At 68.2% G+C, this 17,625-nt stretch carries 16 protein-coding genes; 7 read left to right on the forward strand and 9 right to left on the reverse strand.

Going from position 1 to position 17,625, the window contains the following annotated elements:
* Positions 1-53: 53 nt before the first annotated feature.
* The gene (locus SY26_RS05210) at positions 54-965 is read right to left on the reverse strand and encodes a LysR family transcriptional regulator (RefSeq protein ID WP_045999506.1); all 912 of its coding nucleotides are present in this window, start codon (positions 963-965) and stop codon (positions 54-56) included.
* Between the two features lie 100 nt (positions 966-1,065).
* On the opposite strand from SY26_RS05210, the gene SY26_RS05215 reads away from it, so the two are divergent.
* The 7 genes from SY26_RS05215 (at position 1,066) to SY26_RS19805 (ending at position 7,687) form a co-directional block, all read left to right on the forward strand.
* Entirely contained in the window at positions 1,066-2,565 is a 1,500-nt protein-coding gene (locus tag SY26_RS05215) for a CoA-acylating methylmalonate-semialdehyde dehydrogenase (protein WP_045999507.1), read from the forward strand.
* A 119-nt stretch (positions 2,566-2,684) separates the two neighbouring features.
* The gene (locus tag SY26_RS05220) at positions 2,685-3,827 is read left to right on the forward strand and encodes a carboxylate-amine ligase (RefSeq protein WP_045999508.1); all 1,143 of its coding nucleotides are present in this window, start codon (positions 2,685-2,687) and stop codon (positions 3,825-3,827) included.
* Positions 3,828-3,902: 75 nt separating this feature from the next.
* Positions 3,903-5,048, forward strand: a complete 1,146-nt coding sequence (locus SY26_RS05225) for an acyl-CoA dehydrogenase family protein (protein ID WP_045999509.1) — start codon at positions 3,903-3,905, stop codon at positions 5,046-5,048.
* A 1-nt stretch (position 5,049) separates the two neighbouring features.
* Positions 5,050-6,057, forward strand: a complete 1,008-nt coding sequence (locus SY26_RS05230) for an enoyl-CoA hydratase/isomerase family protein (protein ID WP_045999510.1) — start codon at positions 5,050-5,052, stop codon at positions 6,055-6,057.
* Positions 6,054-6,923, forward strand: a complete 870-nt coding sequence (gene mmsB, locus SY26_RS05235) for a 3-hydroxyisobutyrate dehydrogenase (RefSeq protein ID WP_045999511.1) — start codon at positions 6,054-6,056, stop codon at positions 6,921-6,923. The genes SY26_RS05230 and mmsB overlap by 4 nt, the downstream gene beginning before the upstream one ends.
* Positions 6,924-7,004: 81 nt before the next feature.
* A complete protein-coding gene (locus SY26_RS05240) occupies positions 7,005-7,256 on the forward strand; it encodes a hypothetical protein (RefSeq protein ID WP_127898166.1) in 252 nt (83 codons plus the stop codon).
* Between the two features lie 95 nt (positions 7,257-7,351).
* Positions 7,352-7,687: a hypothetical protein gene (locus SY26_RS19805; protein WP_052715131.1), complete on the forward strand. Its 336-nt coding sequence runs from the start codon at positions 7,352-7,354 to the stop codon at positions 7,685-7,687.
* Here SY26_RS19805 and recN read toward each other — a convergent pair.
* The 8 genes from recN to murB all read right to left on the reverse strand — a co-directional run bounded on the left by recN (position 7,684) and on the right by murB (position 17,617).
* Entirely contained in the window at positions 7,684-9,330 is a 1,647-nt protein-coding gene (gene recN / locus SY26_RS05250) for a DNA repair protein RecN (RefSeq protein WP_045981150.1), read from the reverse strand. The genes SY26_RS19805 and recN overlap by 4 nt on opposite strands.
* A gap of 28 nt (positions 9,331-9,358) precedes the next feature.
* A complete protein-coding gene (locus SY26_RS05255; RefSeq protein WP_045999513.1) occupies positions 9,359-10,207 on the reverse strand; it encodes an outer membrane protein assembly factor BamD in 849 nt (282 codons plus the stop codon).
* A 135-nt stretch (positions 10,208-10,342) separates the two neighbouring features.
* Positions 10,343-11,278 (reverse strand): UDP-3-O-acyl-N-acetylglucosamine deacetylase, encoded by a 936-nt coding sequence (lpxC, locus tag SY26_RS05260; RefSeq protein WP_045999514.1) that lies wholly within the window; start codon positions 11,276-11,278, stop codon positions 10,343-10,345.
* A gap of 227 nt (positions 11,279-11,505) precedes the next feature.
* Positions 11,506-13,101: a cell division protein FtsZ gene (gene ftsZ, locus SY26_RS05265; RefSeq protein ID WP_045999515.1), complete on the reverse strand. Its 1,596-nt coding sequence runs from the start codon at positions 13,099-13,101 to the stop codon at positions 11,506-11,508.
* A 221-nt stretch (positions 13,102-13,322) separates the two neighbouring features.
* Entirely contained in the window at positions 13,323-14,657 is a 1,335-nt protein-coding gene (gene ftsA / locus SY26_RS05270; RefSeq protein ID WP_045981146.1) for a cell division protein FtsA, read from the reverse strand.
* 3 nt (positions 14,658-14,660) lie between these two features.
* Positions 14,661-15,611 carry a cell division protein FtsQ/DivIB gene (locus SY26_RS05275; protein WP_045981145.1) on the reverse strand — a complete coding sequence of 317 codons (951 nt, stop codon included), beginning with the start codon at positions 15,609-15,611 and terminating at the stop codon, positions 14,661-14,663.
* Positions 15,599-16,534 carry a D-alanine--D-alanine ligase gene (locus SY26_RS05280; protein ID WP_194885292.1) on the reverse strand — a complete coding sequence of 312 codons (936 nt, stop codon included), beginning with the start codon at positions 16,532-16,534 and terminating at the stop codon, positions 15,599-15,601. The genes SY26_RS05275 and SY26_RS05280 overlap by 13 nt, the downstream gene beginning before the upstream one ends.
* 147 nt (positions 16,535-16,681) lie before the next feature.
* Positions 16,682-17,617, reverse strand: coding sequence for a UDP-N-acetylmuramate dehydrogenase (gene murB, locus SY26_RS05285; RefSeq protein WP_045999517.1), 936 nt, complete (start codon positions 17,615-17,617; stop codon positions 16,682-16,684).
* Positions 17,618-17,625 lie beyond the last annotated feature (8 nt).

Consider the following 17,625-nt stretch of genomic DNA (forward strand, 5'->3'; position numbering starts at 1 on the left):
CGGGCCTCCCTCGGACTTGTTCCCCTTCATCATTTTCGCCAAATCGGTTCGCGTCAAGTGCGACCATCGGGGGCCGCGGAAAGCTGCCCCTCCAGTCGGGCGACCTCGGTGCGGATGCCTTGGGCCACCGCCTCGGCCAGCAGGGTCAGCCGGCGCGAGGCGCGGTCGTCGGCATGCCGGATCAGCCAGAAGCTGCGTTTCAGCGCGATGCGTCCGGTCAGCACGCGGCGCACCCCCGGGGCAAAGGGGATCGCGAAATCATGCACGATGCCAAGGCCCGCCCCGGCGCGCACGGCCTGCATCTGCACCGCCACGGAATTGCTGCTGATCTGGGCCGCCTCGACCCCCGTCGCGGACAGATAGTCCAGCTCGCGGTCGAAGATCATGTCGGGGATATAGCTGATCATCCGATGTCCGCGCAGATCCTCCAGCCGGTCCAGCGGCGGGTGGCGCGACAGGTAGTCGTCATGCCCCGCCAGGTGCAGATGATAGTCGACCAGCCGCTGGACCATCAGCCGCCCCGTGTCGGGCGGCGACACGGCGATGGCCATGTCGGCCTCGCGCCGGGTCAGGTTCACGACGCGCGGCAGGGCCACGATCTGGATCTCCAGCCCCGGATGGGCGGCGCACAGGTCGCGCGCGACCTGCGGCAGCAGATAGTTCGCGCAGCCGTCGGGCGCCCCGATGCGCAACTGTCCCGACAGGCCCGCATCCCCGCTGACGGCCTCGGCTGCGGCGGTGGCGGCGCGTTCGGCGGCCTCGGCCGGGGCCATCAGGCGCGACCCTTCGGCGGTCAGCTGATAGCCGCCGGGCGTCTTGAGAAACAGCGCCGCCCCGACCGACGCCTCCAGCCGCGCGATGCGGCGGCCGACGGTCGATGCGTCCATCGCCAGCCTGCGCCCGGCGCCCGACAGGCTCTCGGCCCGCGCGACGGCCAGAAAGATGCGCAGATCATCCCAATCCATCGCCGTCCTTTGCAAAAACGCAAAACCCTTTTGCCAGCATTCCCCTTTCTTCCGCAAATCCGCAAGACTAGGCTGCGCCCAACAGTTGCAGGAGGACGCGATGAAAGAGATACATCACTGGATCGACGGCAAGGAATACAAGGGCACCTCTGGCCGGTTTTCCGACGTCTACAACCCCGCCACGGGCGAGGTTCAGGCCCGCCTGTCGCTGATCACCAAGGCCGAGATGGACGACGCCATCGCCCGCGCCGCCAAGGCCCAGATCGCATGGGGCGCCACCAATCCGCAGCGCCGCGCCCGCGTGATGATGGCCTTTGTCGGCCTGATCAACCGCGACATGGACAAGCTGGCCGAGGCCCTGTCCAGCGAACACGGCAAGACCTTCCCCGACGCCAAGGGCGACATCCAGCGCGGGCTGGAGGTGATCGAGTTCTGCATCGGCGCGCCGCATCTGCTGAAGGGCGAGTTCACCGACAGCGCCGGCCCCGGCATCGACATGTATTCCATGCGCCAGCCCCTGGGCGTGGTCGCGGGCATCACGCCCTTCAACTTTCCGGCCATGATCCCGCTGTGGAAGATGGGCCCGGCGCTCTCCGCCGGCAACGCGATGATCCTGAAACCCTCCGAGCGTGACCCCTCGGTGCCGCTGATGCTGGCCAAGCTGCTGCAGGAGGCGGGCCTGCCCGACGGCGTGCTGCAGGTGGTGAACGGCGACAAGGAATCGGTCGACGCGATCCTGGACAGCGAGGTCATCCAGGCCGTGGGCTTTGTCGGCTCGACCCCGATCGCGCAGTACATCTATGAACGCGCCGCCGCGACCGGCAAGCGCGCGCAGTGCTTCGGCGGTGCCAAGAACCACATGATCATCATGCCCGACGCCGACTTGGACCAGGCCGCGGATGCGCTGGTCGGCGCGGGCTACGGCGCGGCAGGCGAACGCTGCATGGCGATCTCGGTCGCGGTGCCGGTGGGCGAGAAGACCGCCGACGCGCTGATCGAGAAGCTGATCCCCCGGATCGAGAAGCTGAAGGTCGGTCCCTGGACCGCCGGCAACGACATCGACTACGGCCCGGTCGTGACCAAGGCCGCCAAGGAGAACATCCTGCGCCTGGTGCAGTCGGGCGTGGATCAGGGCGCCGACCTGGTCGTCGACGGCCGCGACTTCAACCTGCAGGGCTATGAGGACGGCTTCTTCGTCGGACCCCACCTCTTCGACCGCGTGACCCCGGACATGGACATCTACAAGACCGAGATCTTCGGCCCGGTCCTCTCCACCGTCCGCGCCGCAACCTATGAGGACGCGATCAAGCTGGCCCTGGACCACGAATACGGCAACGGCACCGCGATCTATACCCGCGACGGCGACACGGCGCGCGACTTCGCGAACCGCATCAACATCGGCATGGTGGGCATCAACGTGCCGATCCCGGTGCCGCTGGCCTATCACACCTTCGGCGGCTGGAAGAAATCGGGCTTCGGCGACCTGAACCAGCACGGCCCCGATGCGTTCCGCTTCTATACGCGGACCAAGACCGTGACGGCGCGCTGGCCGTCGGGGATCAAGGAAGGCGGAGAGTTCAACTTCAAGGCCATGGACTGACGCCGGAGCCAGTCCTCCCGATGCGGGGGGCGCTGCGCGGGGGGTCCGGGGGGGCAGCCAGCCCCCCGGCACGTCGCGGGACGCAAGCCCGGCGCGTCCATGGCAACCAGGACGGACCCATGACGACCGATCGCGACCTCACCCCCGACTTCACCTTGGGCATCGAGGAGGAATATCTCCTCGTCGATGCCGAAACCCTTCAGCTGGCCGCGGCGCCCGAGGCGCTGATGCAGGCGCTCAAGGCCGATCTGGGCGAGCAGGTCAGCCCCGAATTCCTGCGCTGCCAGGTCGAGATCGGCACCCCGGTCAGCGCCGACATCCGCGCCGCGGGCGATCATCTGCGCCATCTGCGCGGCACCGTTGCCCGGCGCGCTGCCGAACATGGACTGGCGCCCATCTCGGCATCCTGTCACCCGCAGGCCGACTGGCGCGAACAGGATCATACCGACAAGGACCGCTACAACCAGCTGTCGCGCGACATGGGCGGCGTGGCACGGCGCATGCTGATCTGCGGCATGCATGTCCATGTGGGCATCCCCGACCCCGCGCAGCGCATCGACCTGATGAACCAGCTAGCCTATTTCCTGCCGCATCTGCTGGCCCTCTCCGCCTCCAGCCCCTTCTGGATGGGCGAGGATTCGGGCCTTGCCTCGTACCGCACCACGGTCTTCGGCGACATGCCCCGCACCGGCCTGCCGCCGCAGATGGGCAGTTGGGACGAGTTCGAACGCTCGGTCCAGGCCCTGACCGACCTGGGCATCATCGAGGACAGCAGCAAGATCTGGTGGGACCTGCGCCCCAGCAGCAAATACCCCACGCTGGAGACCCGCATCTGCGACGCCTGCCCGCGGATCGAGGATGCGCTGACCCTGGCTGCCCTGATCCAGACCACCTTGCGCATGTTGTGGCGCCTGTCGCGCGCCAATCAGCGCTGGCGGCAATACGAGCCCTTCCTGCTGGCCGAGAACCGCTGGCGCGCGCTGCGCTATGGCACCACCGAGGGTCTGATCGATTTCGGCGCGGGGCGGATCATCCCGTTCGACCAGATCGCCGACGACTGGCTGGGCCTGATTGCGCAGGATGCCGACGCGCTGGACTGTCAGCCCCATGTGGCCCGCCTGCGCGAGATGGTGGCGCATGGCACCGCGGCCGAGGCGCAGCGCGCCGTCCATGCCCGCGCGCGTCAGGCCGGGGCCGACCCCGACGACGCGCTGCGCGCCGTCACCCGCCATCTGGTGCAGGAGTTCACCCGCGACCTGTAACCGCTTGCAACACTGTCGCAACATCTGGCAATTAAACAGATGTTCAATTCAGACCGGTCCGGGGAGGGGCTGCCGATGGATTTCGCACTGACCGAGGAACAGCAGGCCATCTTCGACATGGCCCGTGATTTCGGGGCCGACCGCATCGCGCCCCACGCGCAGGACTGGGAACGTCAGGGCACCATCCCGCGCGACCTCTGGCCCGACGTGGCGGCCCTGGGCCTGGGCGGCATCTTCGTCTCCGAGGATCACGGCGGCACGGGGCTGTCGCGCCTGGACGGCACGCTGGTCTTCGAGGCGCTGTCGATGGCCTGCCCCTCGGTCGCGTCCTTCCTGTCGATCCACAACATGTGCGGCGGCATGATCGATAAATTCGGCAGCGATCAGGCCCGCGACCGCTGGCTGCCCGACCTGTGTTCGATGACCCGCATCTTCAGCTATTGCCTGACCGAACCGGGTTCCGGGTCGGACGCGGCCGCCCTGCGCACCCGCGCCGACCGCGACGATCAGGGCTGGCGGCTGAACGGGACCAAGGCCTTCATCAGCGGCGGCGGCTATAGCGACGTCTATGTCGCCATGGTCCGCAGCGGCGGCGACGGCCCCAAGGGCATCAGCACCGTCATCGTGGAGAACGGCACGCCGGGCCTCTCCTTCGGGGGGCTTGAGGACAAGATGGGCTGGCGGTCCCAGCCCACGACCCAGGTCCAGTTCGATGACTGCATCCTGCCCGCCGACAACCTGCTGGGCGAGGAAGGCCGCGGCTTCAGCTATGCCATGGCCGGGCTGGACGGCGGGCGCCTGAACATCGCCGCAGCCGCCCTGGGCGGCGCGCAATCGGCGCTGGACCGGACGCTGGCCTATATGGGGGACCGCAAGGCCTTCGGCAAATCGCTGGACCAGTTCCAGGCCCTGCAGTTCCGCCTGGCCGAGATGGAGACCGCCCTGCAATCGGCCCGCATCTTCCTGCGCCAAGCGGCGTGGATGCTGGATCAGGGCGCGCCGGACGCGACCAAGTTCTGCGCCATGGCCAAGCTGCACGTCACCGATCGCGCCTTCGAGGTCGCCAACCAATGCCTGCAGCTGCACGGCGGATACGGCTATCTGGCCGATTACGGCATCGAGAAGATCGTGCGCGACCTGCGCGTCCACCAGATCCTGGAGGGCACGAACGAGATCATGCGCCTGATCATCAGCCGCGCCCTTTTGGCGGAAAGGGCCTGACATGGACGACCTGACCATCTACACCGCCGGGCGCGCCGGGCGCATCACCTTCACCCGGCCCAAGGCGCTGAACGCCCTGACCCATGCCATGGCCCGCGCCATCCACGACGCCTTGGACAATTGGCGCGACGATCCTGCTGTCGCGCTGGTCATCATCGATGCCGAAGGGGACCGCGCCTTCTGCGCCGGGGGCGACATCGCCGCCGTCTATCACGCGGCCCGCGCGGGCGATCACCAGGTCGGGCGCGACTTCTTTCGCGACGAATACCGCATGAATGCGGCCATCGCCGATTTTCCCAAGCCCATCGTGGCTTTCATGCAAGGGTTCGTCATGGGCGGCGGCGTGGGGGTGGGCGGTCATGCCAGCCACCGGATCGTCGGCGACACGACGCGCATCGCGATGCCCGAAAGCGGCATCGGCCTGATCCCCGACGTGGGCGGCACCTGGCTGCTGGGTCGCGCGCCGGGGCGGATCGGTGAATACCTGGCGATGACCGGGGGTCGGATGACGGCAGGCGACGCGATCCATGCCGGCTTTGCGGACATGTATATTCCCGAAGCGGACTGGCCGGGCCTGATCGCCATGCTGGAGGACAGCGGCGACGTGACCGGCCTGCGCGGCCACCCTGCCCCCGCGGCGACGCTGGACCGGCGCGACCTGTCCGCCTTTGGTGGCCGCACCCTGGCCGATATCACCGCCGCGTTGCAGGAGGCGGGCGACGACGAATCGCTGGAGGCGCTGCGGCGCAATTCGCCGCTGTCGATGGCGGCGGGGCTGGCGATGGTGCGTGCGGCCCGCGGCGACGACTGCATGCAGCAGTCGCTGTCGCGCGAATACCGCTTTACCGCCCGCGCCACGGCCGAAAGCGATTTCCTGGAGGGCGTGCGCGCCCAGATCATCGACAAGGATCGCAAGCCCGTCTGGCGCCGGGACGCGTCCGATGACACGCTGCGCGCGATGCTGGCCCCGCTCGGGGATGACGAACTGCAATGGGAGACTGCAGAATGAAGATCGGCTTCATCGGACTGGGCAATATGGGCGCGCCCATGGCCGCCAACCTGGCCGCCGCGGGCCATCAGGTCACGGGTTTCGACACCGCAGCCCCCGCCCCTGCGGGCGTGACCCTCGCCGCCAGCGCGACCGAGGCGGTGTCGGGCGCGGATGTGGTCTTCACCATGCTGCCCAATGGCCAGATCCTGCGCGACGTGGCCGGCCAGATAATCCCCGCCATGCAGCAGGGCGCGGTCCTGTGCGACTGCTCCACCGTCGACGTGGACAGCGCGCGCGCCGTGGCGCAGGCGGCCCGCGCGGCGGGGCTGGGGGCGCTGGACGCGCCCGTCTCGGGCGGCACCGGCGGCGCACAGGCCGGCACGCTGACCTTCATGGTGGGTGGCGCCGAAGCCGATTTCGCCACCGTCCAGCCGCTGTTCGCGGTCATGGGCCAGAAGGCCGTCCATTGCGGCGACAGCGGCGCCGGACAGGCGGCCAAGATCTGCAACAACATGATCCTGGGCGTCACCATGATCGCCACCTGCGAAGCCTTTGCCTTGGCCGACAAGCTGGGGCTGGACCGCCAGAAGATGTTCGACGTCGTGTCGACCAGTTCGGGCTATAGCTGGTCGATGAACGCCTATTGCCCGGCGCCGGGCGTGGGCCCTGTCAGCCCCGCGGACAACGGCTACAAGCCCGGCTTTGCCGCCGAACTGATGCTCAAGGATCTTGGCCTGTCCCAGCAGGCGGCCGAATCGGTTGGCGCGCAGACCCCGATGGGGGCGTTGGCGCATCAACAATATGACGACTTCGTCACCCGCGAAGACGGCCGGGGACAGGATTTTTCGGCCATGCTGCCCCGATTTACGGCGCGGAACGGTTGATCGGAACGGGTTGTTAACCCCTGCCGTGGTGATATGCGGTGGCGAGCCTGCGAACGGGGTGCAGCCATCATGGACCGGATCTTGCGACGTCTCTCCACCGCCCTGCTGATCGGCGCATGCGCGCTGGTCCCTCAGGACGGCTTTGCCCAGCAGCGCCCCACTGTCGGTGAGGTGCCGGCGCCCGAGCAGGTTCGCCAGATCGACAAGCCCGGCGCCGTGGGCCTTGGGCCGCAGCTGCCGGGCAGCGTCTATGCCGTCGTATCGGGCCATCTGGTCCGCATCCAGATCGGCAGCGGCAAGATCCTGTCGATCCTGCGGCCCCTGCCCGACTGAACGTGGCAGTTCCGCATCGGCATGCCTGCCATGCGGCGTCGCAGCGGAACCCGTCAGGCAATCCCGGGTTGACCGGTTGTAACTGATCCGAGGATATGATGACGCCGCTGCACCCCCTTGCCGCCGTGGCGGCCGGGACAATGCTCGGCCTCGCCGCCCTGACCGCCCCCAACACCACGCCGACCCGCGGCCTGCAGGCTGTGCCGGCATGTACGACGGAATGTCTGGGCGGGCATGCGACCATGCCGATGGTCGGTGACAGCGTTCAGGAGGACCAACTGCATCGTGTCAGCGCACCGGGCCGCTATGGCCTGTCTCAGGCGCCCGATGGCGACACCTATGCCGTGGTCGGTGGCCATCTGGTACGGATCGATGCCGAAGACGGGCGTATCCTGTCGGTGCTGCGACCCGCACCGCGGATCCTGGACTAACCGTCCAACAAGGCGCGCGCAGCCTCGGTCGCAGCGTCGGTGACACGGTCGCCCGACAGCATGCGCGCGATCTCGGCCACGCGCTCGGGTTGGGGCAGCGGCGTGACGGTGGAGGTGGTCATCCCGTCCGTCACCGATTTTGACACACGGAAATGCACCGCGCCCAAGGCCGCGACTTGCGGCGAATGGGTGATGACCAGCACCTGCGCACCATCCGCAAGATTTTGCAGACGGCGACCGACGGCATCGGCGGTGGCCCCGCCGACCCCGCGATCGATCTCATCAAAGATCATGACCAGCGCGTCATTCCCCCGCGCCAGACAGACCTTCAGCGCCAGCAGAAAGCGGGACAGTTCGCCACCGGAGGCGATCTTGTCCAACGGCCCCGACGGCGCGCCCGGGTTGGTCGCCACCGTGAACGCGACGGTATCGCGCCCGTCCGGCCCAGGTTCGGCGGGCGATACGACGGTGCGAAAGACCGCACGTTCCATCTTCAGCGGCACCAGTTCAGCGGTCACGGCCCGGTCCAACCGGGTCGCGGCCTCAGTGCGGGCGGCGGTCAGCGCATCGGCCGCGGCATCATAGTCCGCCTGAGCGTCCCGCGCGGCACGGCGCAAGTCGCCCATCCGCGCCTCGCTGGCGTCCAGACGCTCCAGCCGGTCGCGCAACTGCTGCGCCAGCCCGGCCAGATCGTCGGGCAGGATGTCATGCTTTCGCGCCAAGGCACGCAGCGCGAACAGACGCTCCTCGGTCGATTCCAGCGCGTGCGGATCGAAATCCAGCGCGGCCAGCGTGTCCTCGACCCCGCGGGTGGCCTCGCCCAGCTCGATCAGCGCGCGTGACAGGGCGGCCAGGGGCTCGTCCAGTCGACCTTCGGCCTGCTCTGATGCGCCCTCCAACCAGCGCGCGGCGTCGACCATCGCGCCTTCGGCACCGTCTCCCGCCAGCATCTGCAGAGCGCGCGCCACGTCATCCCGGATGCGCTCTGCGCCCTGCATGGCGCGGCGCGCGATATCCAGGCGCTGTTCCTCGCCGGGTTCGGGGGCCAGCTTGTCCAGTTCCGCCACGGCGTGGCGCAGAAACTCTTCTTCCTGCCGGGCGGCGGCCAACGCGGCCTCGGCCTCTGCCAGCGCCCGGTCCGCATCGCGGCGTGCGGCCCAGGTGCGGCGGACCGCCGACAGGTCCATCGCGCCGAACGCGTCCAGCAGGGTGCGATGCCCGCGCGGATTCAACAGCCCGCGGTCGTCATGCTGCCCGTGCAGCTCGACCAGGACCTCGGACAGCTGCCGCAGAACCTCGCCCGACACCCGGCGGTCATTGACCCAGCCCGTCTTGCGCCCATCCAGCGTGTTCACGCGGCGCAGGATCAGTTCGTCGTCATCGATCGTGATCCCGGCCTCGGCCAGCAGGGCGCGGGCGGGATGAACCTCCGGCAGGTCGAACACCGCCTGAACCTCGCCCTGCGCCGCCCCCTGGCGGACCAGCTCGGCGCGGCTGCGCCAGCCCAGGACGAACCCCAGGCAATCCAGCAGGATCGACTTGCCTGCGCCGGTCTCTCCGGTCAGCACATTCAGGCCGGGGCCGAACGACAGCTCCAGCCGGTCGATCAGCAGCATGTCGCGGATGTCCAGCGATCTCAGCATGGGCCACGGCCCCTGCGCACGGCCTGCATTACAGCCAGCGTCCCTGGATGGTCTGGCGATAGACGTTGGTCAGCCAGCTGTCACCGCGCACCTCGGCCGACAGGCCGCGGCCGCGCAGCTGCCGGAACGCGTCGTCATAGAAGGGCGAGGACTGGAAGTTGTGTCCCAGGATGGCGCCCGCCGTCTGCGCCTCGTCCAGCAGTCCAAGGGCCAGATAGGCCTCGACCAGACGCAGCAGCGCCTCGGGGGTCTGGGTGGTCGTCTGGAACTCTTCGACCACCACGCGGAACCGGTTCACCGACGCCGCGTAATGCCCCTGCTTCAGGTAATAACGCCCGATCTCCATTTCCTTGGCGGCCAGATGATCGAACGCCAAGTCGAACTTCAGGATCGAACTACGGGCATATTCGCTGTCGGGATACTGCTCGATCACCGTCCGCAGCCCCTGCAGTGCCTGGAAGGTCAGGCCCTGATCGCGCCCGACGTCGTCGATCTGATCGTAATAGGACAGCGCCAGCAGATACTGCGCATAGGCGGCATCCTCATCGGTCGGATAGGTGTCCAGGAACCGCTGCGCCGCGCCGCGGGCCTCTTCGTAATTGCCCGCCTTGTGGTTGCCATAGGCCTGCATGATCAGCGCACGCTTGGCCCATTCGGAATAGGGATAAAGCCGCTCGATCTCGCTAAAATAGACGACGGCATCCTCGGGGTCGCCGCTGTTCTCCAGCTCGAACTCGCCCCGCTTGTAGATTTCCTCGGCCGTAAAGCGGTCCAGATTCTGCTTTTGCGCCGCGTCTTGGTTGCCGCCGCAGCCAGTCAGGACAACGCCCGCCAGCACCGCAGCCACCACCGAAGCCGAGATTTTCGAGCCCGCCATCTTTATCCTGCCCTACGATTTGCCGATGCGCTGCCCGCGTGCGGGCGGCGCTGCCGGGATCCTCTAGCACAGAACATCAGGGGGCGCAAAATGGCAATCCGTTGAATTCGGCCAAGGTCCCGGCGCCCCGCGCCGTCACTCGGCCGCAAAGGCCGCGGCAAGTTCGGGGCGTGCATAGTCGGCGACACCCGCACCCGGCAGGCGGCCTTCCAGCTCGGGCGTGCACCGCTCCCAGGTCCATGCGGTGGGGTCGGCGAACAGCGCCCGCAGCAGGCGGTTGGTCATCGCGTGGCCCGCGCGGTGGCCGGTATAGCGCGCCAGCAGCGGCGCACCGGCCAGCGCCAGATCGCCGGTGGCGTCCAGCATCTTGTGGCGCACGGCCTCATCCGCGTGACGCAGACCGCCCGGCGACAGGACGCGCCCGCCATCCACCACGACCGCGTTCAGATAGGTCCCGCCCAGGGCAAGGCCGTTACGGCGCATCGCCTCGACATCCGACGCGCGGCAGAAAGTGCGGCTGTCGGCCAGTTCGCGCAGGAACGCGCCATTGGCCATGTCCAGACGCTTTTCCTGATGCCCGATCGCGGCGTCGGTAAAGTCGATCTCGAAATCGATCTCCAGGTGGTCGGCGGGCGACAGGCGGGCAAAGGCCTCGCCCTCGCGGACCTCGACCGTGCGCAGGACGCGGATCGCGCGCAGCGGTGCGGCCTGACGCGCGATGCCGGTGTCCAGGATCGCGTCCACGAAAGGCGCGGCCGAACCGTCCAGGATCGGAATTTCGGGCCCATCGACGGTGATCAGCGCGTTGTGGATACCCGTGCCGGCCAGCGCAGCCATCACGTGCTCGACCGTCGAGAGGGTCACACCCAAGCCATTGTCCAGCAGCGTGCACAGCTTGGACGGCGTCACATGGTCCCACAATGCCGGAATGTCGACCGCAGGCGACAGGTCGGTGCGGCGAAAGACGATCCCGTGGCCGGGCCGTGCGGGATGCATGACCAGACGCGCGGGCGCACCGGAGTGGAGCCCGACGCCCTGCAATGTCACTGTGTCTTTCAGCGTCGCCTGCATGATCTGCCTGCCTTCGGATTCGTCGTGGGGCGCACTTGCCCCTTCTGTCACTCCAGCTAGGTCCGGCAGTGAACGCATTCAATTAACGTTTTGTAACGGGGTGAAACATTCCCCTGCCCTGCCCTGCAACCCAATGGCCGTTTTCGCCCAAGCGGTTGAACGGCAAAGGGAAAGGGCCGCCTTGCAGCGGCCCTTGCAACCAGTGGATGTGCCGGTTTCGTGATCCGTCAGTTGGCCTGACGGCGCAGGAAAGCCGGGATCTCGACATTGTCCTTGCCGTTCGAGTCGGGGCTGGCCAGATCGTCGAAGTCGGTGTCGTGCTGACGGGCGCGGACGGCGACGCGGTCGTTCACACGCTCGGCGATCGAGGATGCGGCCGGCTTGGCGCCGCCCGGCTGGTCGTTGCCATGGCCTGCCATGCGCTCCAGCATGCGGCCCAGACCGCTCATCCGGCTGGTGGCCGGCTGTGCAGGCTGCTGCTGCGGCTGTGCGGGGACCCGGCCGTGGTTGTCCACGGCGCGGCGCAGGCGGTCCATCACCTCGGGTGCGGGCTGGCCGGCACGCGCGGACTGCGGCGCACGGGGCGCGACAAAGGCCGACGCGTCGTCGTCGATGCGCACGGCGTTCTGGCGGGCGCTGTCCTTCGGCTGATAGGCCGGCTGCGGCATGTCGTCCTCGGCGCGCGGGTCGTGGCGCGGGGCCTCGACACGGGCCGTCTCGGCAGAGGATGCGATCGGGGGCGCCACGCGGCGCGCCGGGATCGCCGGCTGCTCCTCGGCGGCGGCACCGACCTGCGGGTTTTGGGTCAGCGGCGCGGCCATGCCGCGGCGGGGCGAGGGAACCTCGGCCACCGCGACGGCGGCGTCGATGCCGGTCGCCACGACCGAAACGCGGATCGTGCCGTCCATGTCGGGGTCCAGAGTCGAACCGACGATGATGTTGGCATCGGCATCCACCTTGTCGCGGATGACGTTGGCCGCCTCGTCCAGTTCGAACAGGGTCATGTCATAGCCGCCGGTGATGTTGATCAGCACGCCGCGCGCGCCGTTCAGGCTGATCTCGTCCAGCAGCGGGTTGGCGATGGCACGCTCGGCGGCTTCCTGGGCGCGGTTCTCGCCCGAGGCCTCGCCGGTGCCCATCATGGCCTTGCCCATCTCGTCCATCACCGACCGCACGTCGGCAAAGTCCAGGTTGATCAGGCCCGGCTTGACCATCAGGTCGGTCACGCCCTTGACGCCTTGGTACAGCACATCGTCGGCCAGCGCGAAGGCGTCAGTGAAGGTGGTCTTTTCGTTGGCCAGCCGGAACAGGTTCTGGTTCGGAATGATGATCAGCGTGTCCACGACCTTCTGCAGGGCCTCGACACCCTCCTCGGCCTGGCGCATCCGCTTGGTGCCCTCGAACTGGAAGGGCTTGGTCACCACGCCGACGGTCAGGATGCCCATCTCGCGCGCGGCCTGCGCGATGATCGGCGCCGCACCGGTGCCGGTGCCGCCGCCCATGCCCGCGGTGATGAAGCACATATGCGCGCCCATCAGGTGATCGACGATGTCCTCGATCGTCTCCTCGGCGGCCTTGGCGCCGATCGTGGGCTTGGCGCCCGCGCCCAGACCCTCGGTGACCTTGGGCCCGATCTGGATGCGCGAGGTCGCACGCGACTGCTGCAGCGCCTGCGCGTCGGTGTTGGCGACCACGAACTCGACCCCGTCGAGCTGCTTCTGAATCATGTTGTTGACGGCGTTGCCACCTGCGCCACCGACACCGAAGACAGTGATGCGCGGCTTCAGCTCTTCTTCGTCATTCATCATCAGATTGAGGTTCATGGTGTCCGCCTGTTACCGCTGCTGCATTGGGGAGGCGGGTGTACCGCTCGAATCCCGTTTCTTAATGGTTACCGTAACAATTGGCACCAGTTCCGTCACCCGAAAAAGCCGGGCGTTTCGCAAAATCTGGAGGGGCTACCCTTGAAATAGGCGGCATCTTGCCATGTCTTCCGAATGTGGTGGGAAAACCCTTGCCACCCCCCAGAACCAAGGTGGTGCAATCACCAGTTGTTCTTGAACCAGCGATAGGCGCGACGCAGGCTGCGCGCGGGATAGCGGTCGGCCGGCATCTCGAAATCCCACCATTCATCCTGCGGATGTGCTGCGAACAGCGCCAGGCCGACGGCGCTGGAAAAGCTGGGATCGGTCAGCTGATGGGCCAGACCGTCGATGCGCAGCGGCCGCCCGCAGCGCACGTTCGGACCCAGGATGCGCGTCGCCAGACCGTCCAGGCCTGGGATCTGGCTGCCGCCCCCGGTCAGCACGATCTGCTGGCTGGGCATCCAGTCGAACCCGGCCGCATCCAGCACCTCGCGGACATGCTCCAGCATTTCCTCGACGCGGGGGCGCATCACGCCGATCACGTCGGCGCGGCTGACCTGGCGGCGGTCCGCCTCCCAGTCCCCGGTCTCTCCGCCGACCTCGATCATGTCGCGGTCGTCGCGGCCCGTCGCCTCGACGCCCCCGTTCAGCGTCTTCAGGCGCTCTGCCACGGGCAGGCTGACGCGCAGACCCTGGGCGATGTCCTGGGTGATCAGGTTGCCGCCGATGGGCACGTGATCGGAAAAGATCATGTGCTTCTTGACGAAGATCGACACGCCGGTGCCGCCACCGCCGAAATCGACGCAGGCCGCGCCCAGCTCCTGCTCATCCTCGACCAGCGACGCGCGGGCCGAGGCATAGGGCGCCGAGGCGATCCCCGCCAGTTCAAGATCACAGCGGCGGATGCACTGGACCAGGTTGCCGATGGAATCGCCGTCCACGGTCAGCACATGCATGTCGCAGAACAGCTTGTTGCCCAGATGGTCGCGCGGGTCGGCCAGGTTGCTGCGGTTGTCGACCGCGAAATTCACCGGCTGCGCGTGCAGCACCTCGCGGCCGCGGCCGAAATCGGGCGCGTCGCAGGCGGCCAGCACGGAAGCCACGTCATGTTCGCCGACCTTGCCGGATTCCAGCACGATCTCTCCGGCCAGGCCATACGAGGCCGGCCGGCCGCCCGACAGGCAGGCGATGACGTGATCGACACGCACGCCCGCGACCTTCTGCGCGGCGGCGACGACCGTGCGGATCGCGCGCTCGGTCTCGGCCATGGTCTCGATCTCGCCGCGGCGCATCCCGCGCGACCGGGTCGATGCCGCGCCGATCACGCGGAAATTGACCTGCCCCGCCATCGGGCCCACGCCGTCGGTTTCCCGGAAGGTGCCATTGCCGTCGATGCGCAGGACAAGGCAGGCGATCTTGGACGTGCCGATGTCCAGGATGCCGATCACGCCCCGCTGCAGGGCCGCCCGGCGGATGTTACGCATCGCGCGTTGCGTCTGATACAGGTCCACCATTCCTCAGCCCTCCGTCTTCTTGTCATCGGGCAGCACGCTGCCATCGGGTCCCAGCAGCGGCAGCCCGCGTGCGGTGCGTATCGTGTTGCGCGCGTCGATCCCTAACCGCAGGACGGGCCGCGTCGGGTCGCGCAGATCGACGATTGTGATGTCGCGGCCCAGCATGTCCTCGGCCCGATCCATTGCGATCGCGGCCTCCAGCGCGATCACCGCACCGGTCTCGGGCAGCAGGATGCGCTGGCCGTGATCCAGCACCAGGTCCCACCGCCGTTCGCCGCGCCGCACAAGGCCACGCACGCGGGGCAGGATCGGACCCGCGGCGTCGAACAGGGCCAGCGCCTCGGTCGTGGCCAGATCCGCCCCCTCTCCGGTGATCAGCGGCAGGTCGGCGCGCACCTCGCGCGAGGTCAGGCTGGCCACGCGATGGCCGCCGGCGTCCAGCATGTCGATGCCGCGCGCGTGGCGCCACAGGATCGCGGGTTCGCGTTCCTTGACCACCGCCGACAGGATACCGCCCGGCTTGATGCGCAAGTCGATGGATTCGACCGCGTCCAGCTGCAGCACCTGCAGGCGCAGCGCCGCCAGATCGATATCGAAGCTGGAGGCCGGCAGATCCACCGGCAGCATCGCGCGCAGGGCCCGGTCCACCACCGGGGTCGCCCCCTCGATCGTCATGATGCGGACCTGGAATTCGTCGCGGCTCTGGACCTTGGTCACCACGCTGGCGACGGTGTCGTTCAGCGCGGCGCGACGGTCCTCGTCGGCCAGCCACAGCCCCCCGATCATCGCGATGGCAAAGGCCGGAAGGCCCACGCGCAACACCCGGCGGTACAGCGGCGTCAGCCACATCCGCTCCAGGCGGTACTTCAGGCGCGACGGCGCGGGGTCGCGGCGCTGCCGCGCGGCGGGCGGGGTGATCTGCTTTCCGGGACGGTGATCGATCACGACCGGCACAGCGCGTCCTCCACCATCCAGCGCATCAGCGCGGGAAAGTCGATGCCCGCATGGGCCGCCTGTTCGGGGGCAAGACTGGTCGGCGTCATGCCGGGCTGGGTGTTCAGCTCCAGGATGATCAGCCCGTCCACGCCGCGCGTCTCGTCCCAGCGGAAATCGGTGCGCGTCAGGCCGGTGCAGCCAAGCGCCTTGTGCGCGCGCACGGCCATCTCCAGGCAGGCAGCGCGGATATCGTCGGGAATGTCCGCGGGGATCACGTGGCGCGACCCGCCGACGGTGTATTTCGCGGCGTAATCGTACCAGCCGCTGGTCAGGATCTCGGTCACGTCCAGCGCGCGGTCGCCCATGACCGTGGTCGTCAGCTCCCGCCCGGGGGCATAGGTCTCGACCATCACGCGCTCGGGCATATCGGCGGACAGCGCGGGCGGCTGGTTGGCGCCGTCATGGACGATATAGACGCCGACGGACGATCCCTCGTCATTGGGCTTGACCACATAGGGGGGCGGAATGACGTGGCGCAGGCGCACCTCGGCGGCGTCAGCGATGACGCTCTCGACCACGGGCAGACCGGCGGCGCGGAACGCCTGCTTGGCGCGCGTCTTGTCCATCGCCAGCGCCGAGGCCAGCACGCCCGAATGGGTATAAGGCAGGTCCAGCCAGTCAAGCAGGCCCTGGACGCAGCCGTCCTCTCCCCACCGGCCATGCAGGGCGTTGAAGACGACGTCGGGTGCGGCATCGGCCAGACGCCGGACGATCTCGTCCCCGCGCGCGGCGCCAAGATCGATTTCGGTTACCTGATATCCCGCCACCCGCAGCGCATCTGCGCATTCGCGTCCCGACGACAACGACACCTGGCGTTCAGCCGAGGGTCCGCCCATCAGAACAGCGACCGAGTGGGCTGTCCTGCTCGACCTGCCCGCCACTTTTCGCCTTTCGTGCCCGGTTGATCCGGGCTTGATCTGGTCCGCGCCCCCTTGAACGAAGGCGTCATGTCGCATCAGGTTACAAGCAAAGCGCGAACCGCAAAAGCTCAATTTCGGCTGTCTGCGCAGAATGTTGCGCAGCGGGCGTCAGTCCGTGTCGGGACCGGGGTCGCCGATGCGGATGACCTCCCATTGCAGGTCGTGGCCGCTCTCCTCCAGCACGCGGCGCCGGACCAGTTCGCCCAGGGCCTCCAGCTCGGCTGCGGTCGCGCCGCCGGTGTTCAGCAGGAAGTTCGGATGCTTTTCCGACATCTGCGCGCCGCCCCAGCTGTGCCCGCGCAGCCCCGCCCGGTCGATCAGCGACCATGCCTTCAGGTCATGCACGTCATCCGCCTGCCCGGTCGAGCTGAACCCCGCCGGGTTGCGAAAGGTCGAACCGGCGCTGCGTTCGCGGGTGGGCTGGCTTTCATCGCGCCGTGCCAGCTGATCGGCCATCTTGGCGTGCAGCCGGTCGGGGTCGCCCAGCGCGGCGCGCAGCCGGGCACTGGTGATCACCCAATCGGTCGGCAGATGCGTCTCGCGATAGCCGAAACGCAGATCGGCGGGCGTCAGCGTGACGCGTGCGCCCTGCCGCGTGACGGCCTGCGCGTCGATCAGGTGGTCGGCCACATAGCTGCCATAGCAGCCCGCGTTCATCCGCACCGCGCCGCCGATGCTGCCCGGGATCGTGCGCAGGAAGGTCAGGTCCAGCCCCGCCTCCGCCGCCCGCCGCGCGACCTGTGCGTCAAGCGCCGCGGCACCCGCGGTGACGGTGTCGCCGTCGATCTCGACGCTGTTGAAGGCGCGGCCAAGGCGGATGACCACGCCGCGGATGCCGCCGTCGCGCACGATCAGATTGCTGCCCACGCCCATCGGAAAGACCGGGACACCGGGGTCCAGCGCGGCCAGGAAATCGGCCAGGTCATCCTCGTCCGCGGGCTGGAAGAGCCAGTCGGCGGGGCCGCCGACGCGCAGCCAGGTCAGGCCGTCAAGGGTTCTGTCAGGGATCAGGCTGCCGCGGGGGGTGGGAAGGTCGATGCTCATGGCCTTGG

This window comes from Paracoccus sp. 228, from assembly GCF_000967825.1.
Classification (GTDB): domain Bacteria; phylum Pseudomonadota; class Alphaproteobacteria; order Rhodobacterales; family Rhodobacteraceae; genus Paracoccus; species Paracoccus marcusii.

What these genes read in the sequence shown, in the direction of transcription:
- SY26_RS05210 (WP_045999506.1), bottom strand. Translation starts at nt 965, where the DNA reads ATGGATTGGGATGATCTGCGCATCTTTCTGGCCGTCGCGCGGGCCGAG.
- SY26_RS05215 (WP_045999507.1), top strand. Translation starts at nt 1,066, where the DNA reads ATGAAAGAGATACATCACTGGATCGACGGCAAGGAATACAAGGGCACC.
- SY26_RS05220 (WP_045999508.1), top strand. Translation starts at nt 2,685, where the DNA reads ATGACGACCGATCGCGACCTCACCCCCGACTTCACCTTGGGCATCGAG.
- SY26_RS05225 (WP_045999509.1), top strand. Translation starts at nt 3,903, where the DNA reads ATGGATTTCGCACTGACCGAGGAACAGCAGGCCATCTTCGACATGGCC.
- SY26_RS05230 (WP_045999510.1), top strand. Translation starts at nt 5,050, where the DNA reads ATGGACGACCTGACCATCTACACCGCCGGGCGCGCCGGGCGCATCACC.
- mmsB (WP_045999511.1), top strand. Translation starts at nt 6,054, where the DNA reads ATGAAGATCGGCTTCATCGGACTGGGCAATATGGGCGCGCCCATGGCC.
- SY26_RS19805 (WP_052715131.1), top strand. Translation starts at nt 7,352, where the DNA reads ATGATGACGCCGCTGCACCCCCTTGCCGCCGTGGCGGCCGGGACAATG.
- recN (WP_045981150.1), bottom strand. Translation starts at nt 9,330, where the DNA reads ATGCTGAGATCGCTGGACATCCGCGACATGCTGCTGATCGACCGGCTG.
- SY26_RS05255 (WP_045999513.1), bottom strand. Translation starts at nt 10,207, where the DNA reads ATGGCGGGCTCGAAAATCTCGGCTTCGGTGGTGGCTGCGGTGCTGGCG.
- lpxC (WP_045999514.1), bottom strand. Translation starts at nt 11,278, where the DNA reads ATGCAGGCGACGCTGAAAGACACAGTGACATTGCAGGGCGTCGGGCTC.
- ftsZ (WP_045999515.1), bottom strand. Translation starts at nt 13,101, where the DNA reads ATGAACCTCAATCTGATGATGAATGACGAAGAAGAGCTGAAGCCGCGC.
- ftsA (WP_045981146.1), bottom strand. Translation starts at nt 14,657, where the DNA reads ATGGTGGACCTGTATCAGACGCAACGCGCGATGCGTAACATCCGCCGG.
- murB (WP_045999517.1), bottom strand. Translation starts at nt 17,617, where the DNA reads ATGAGCATCGACCTTCCCACCCCCCGCGGCAGCCTGATCCCTGACAGA.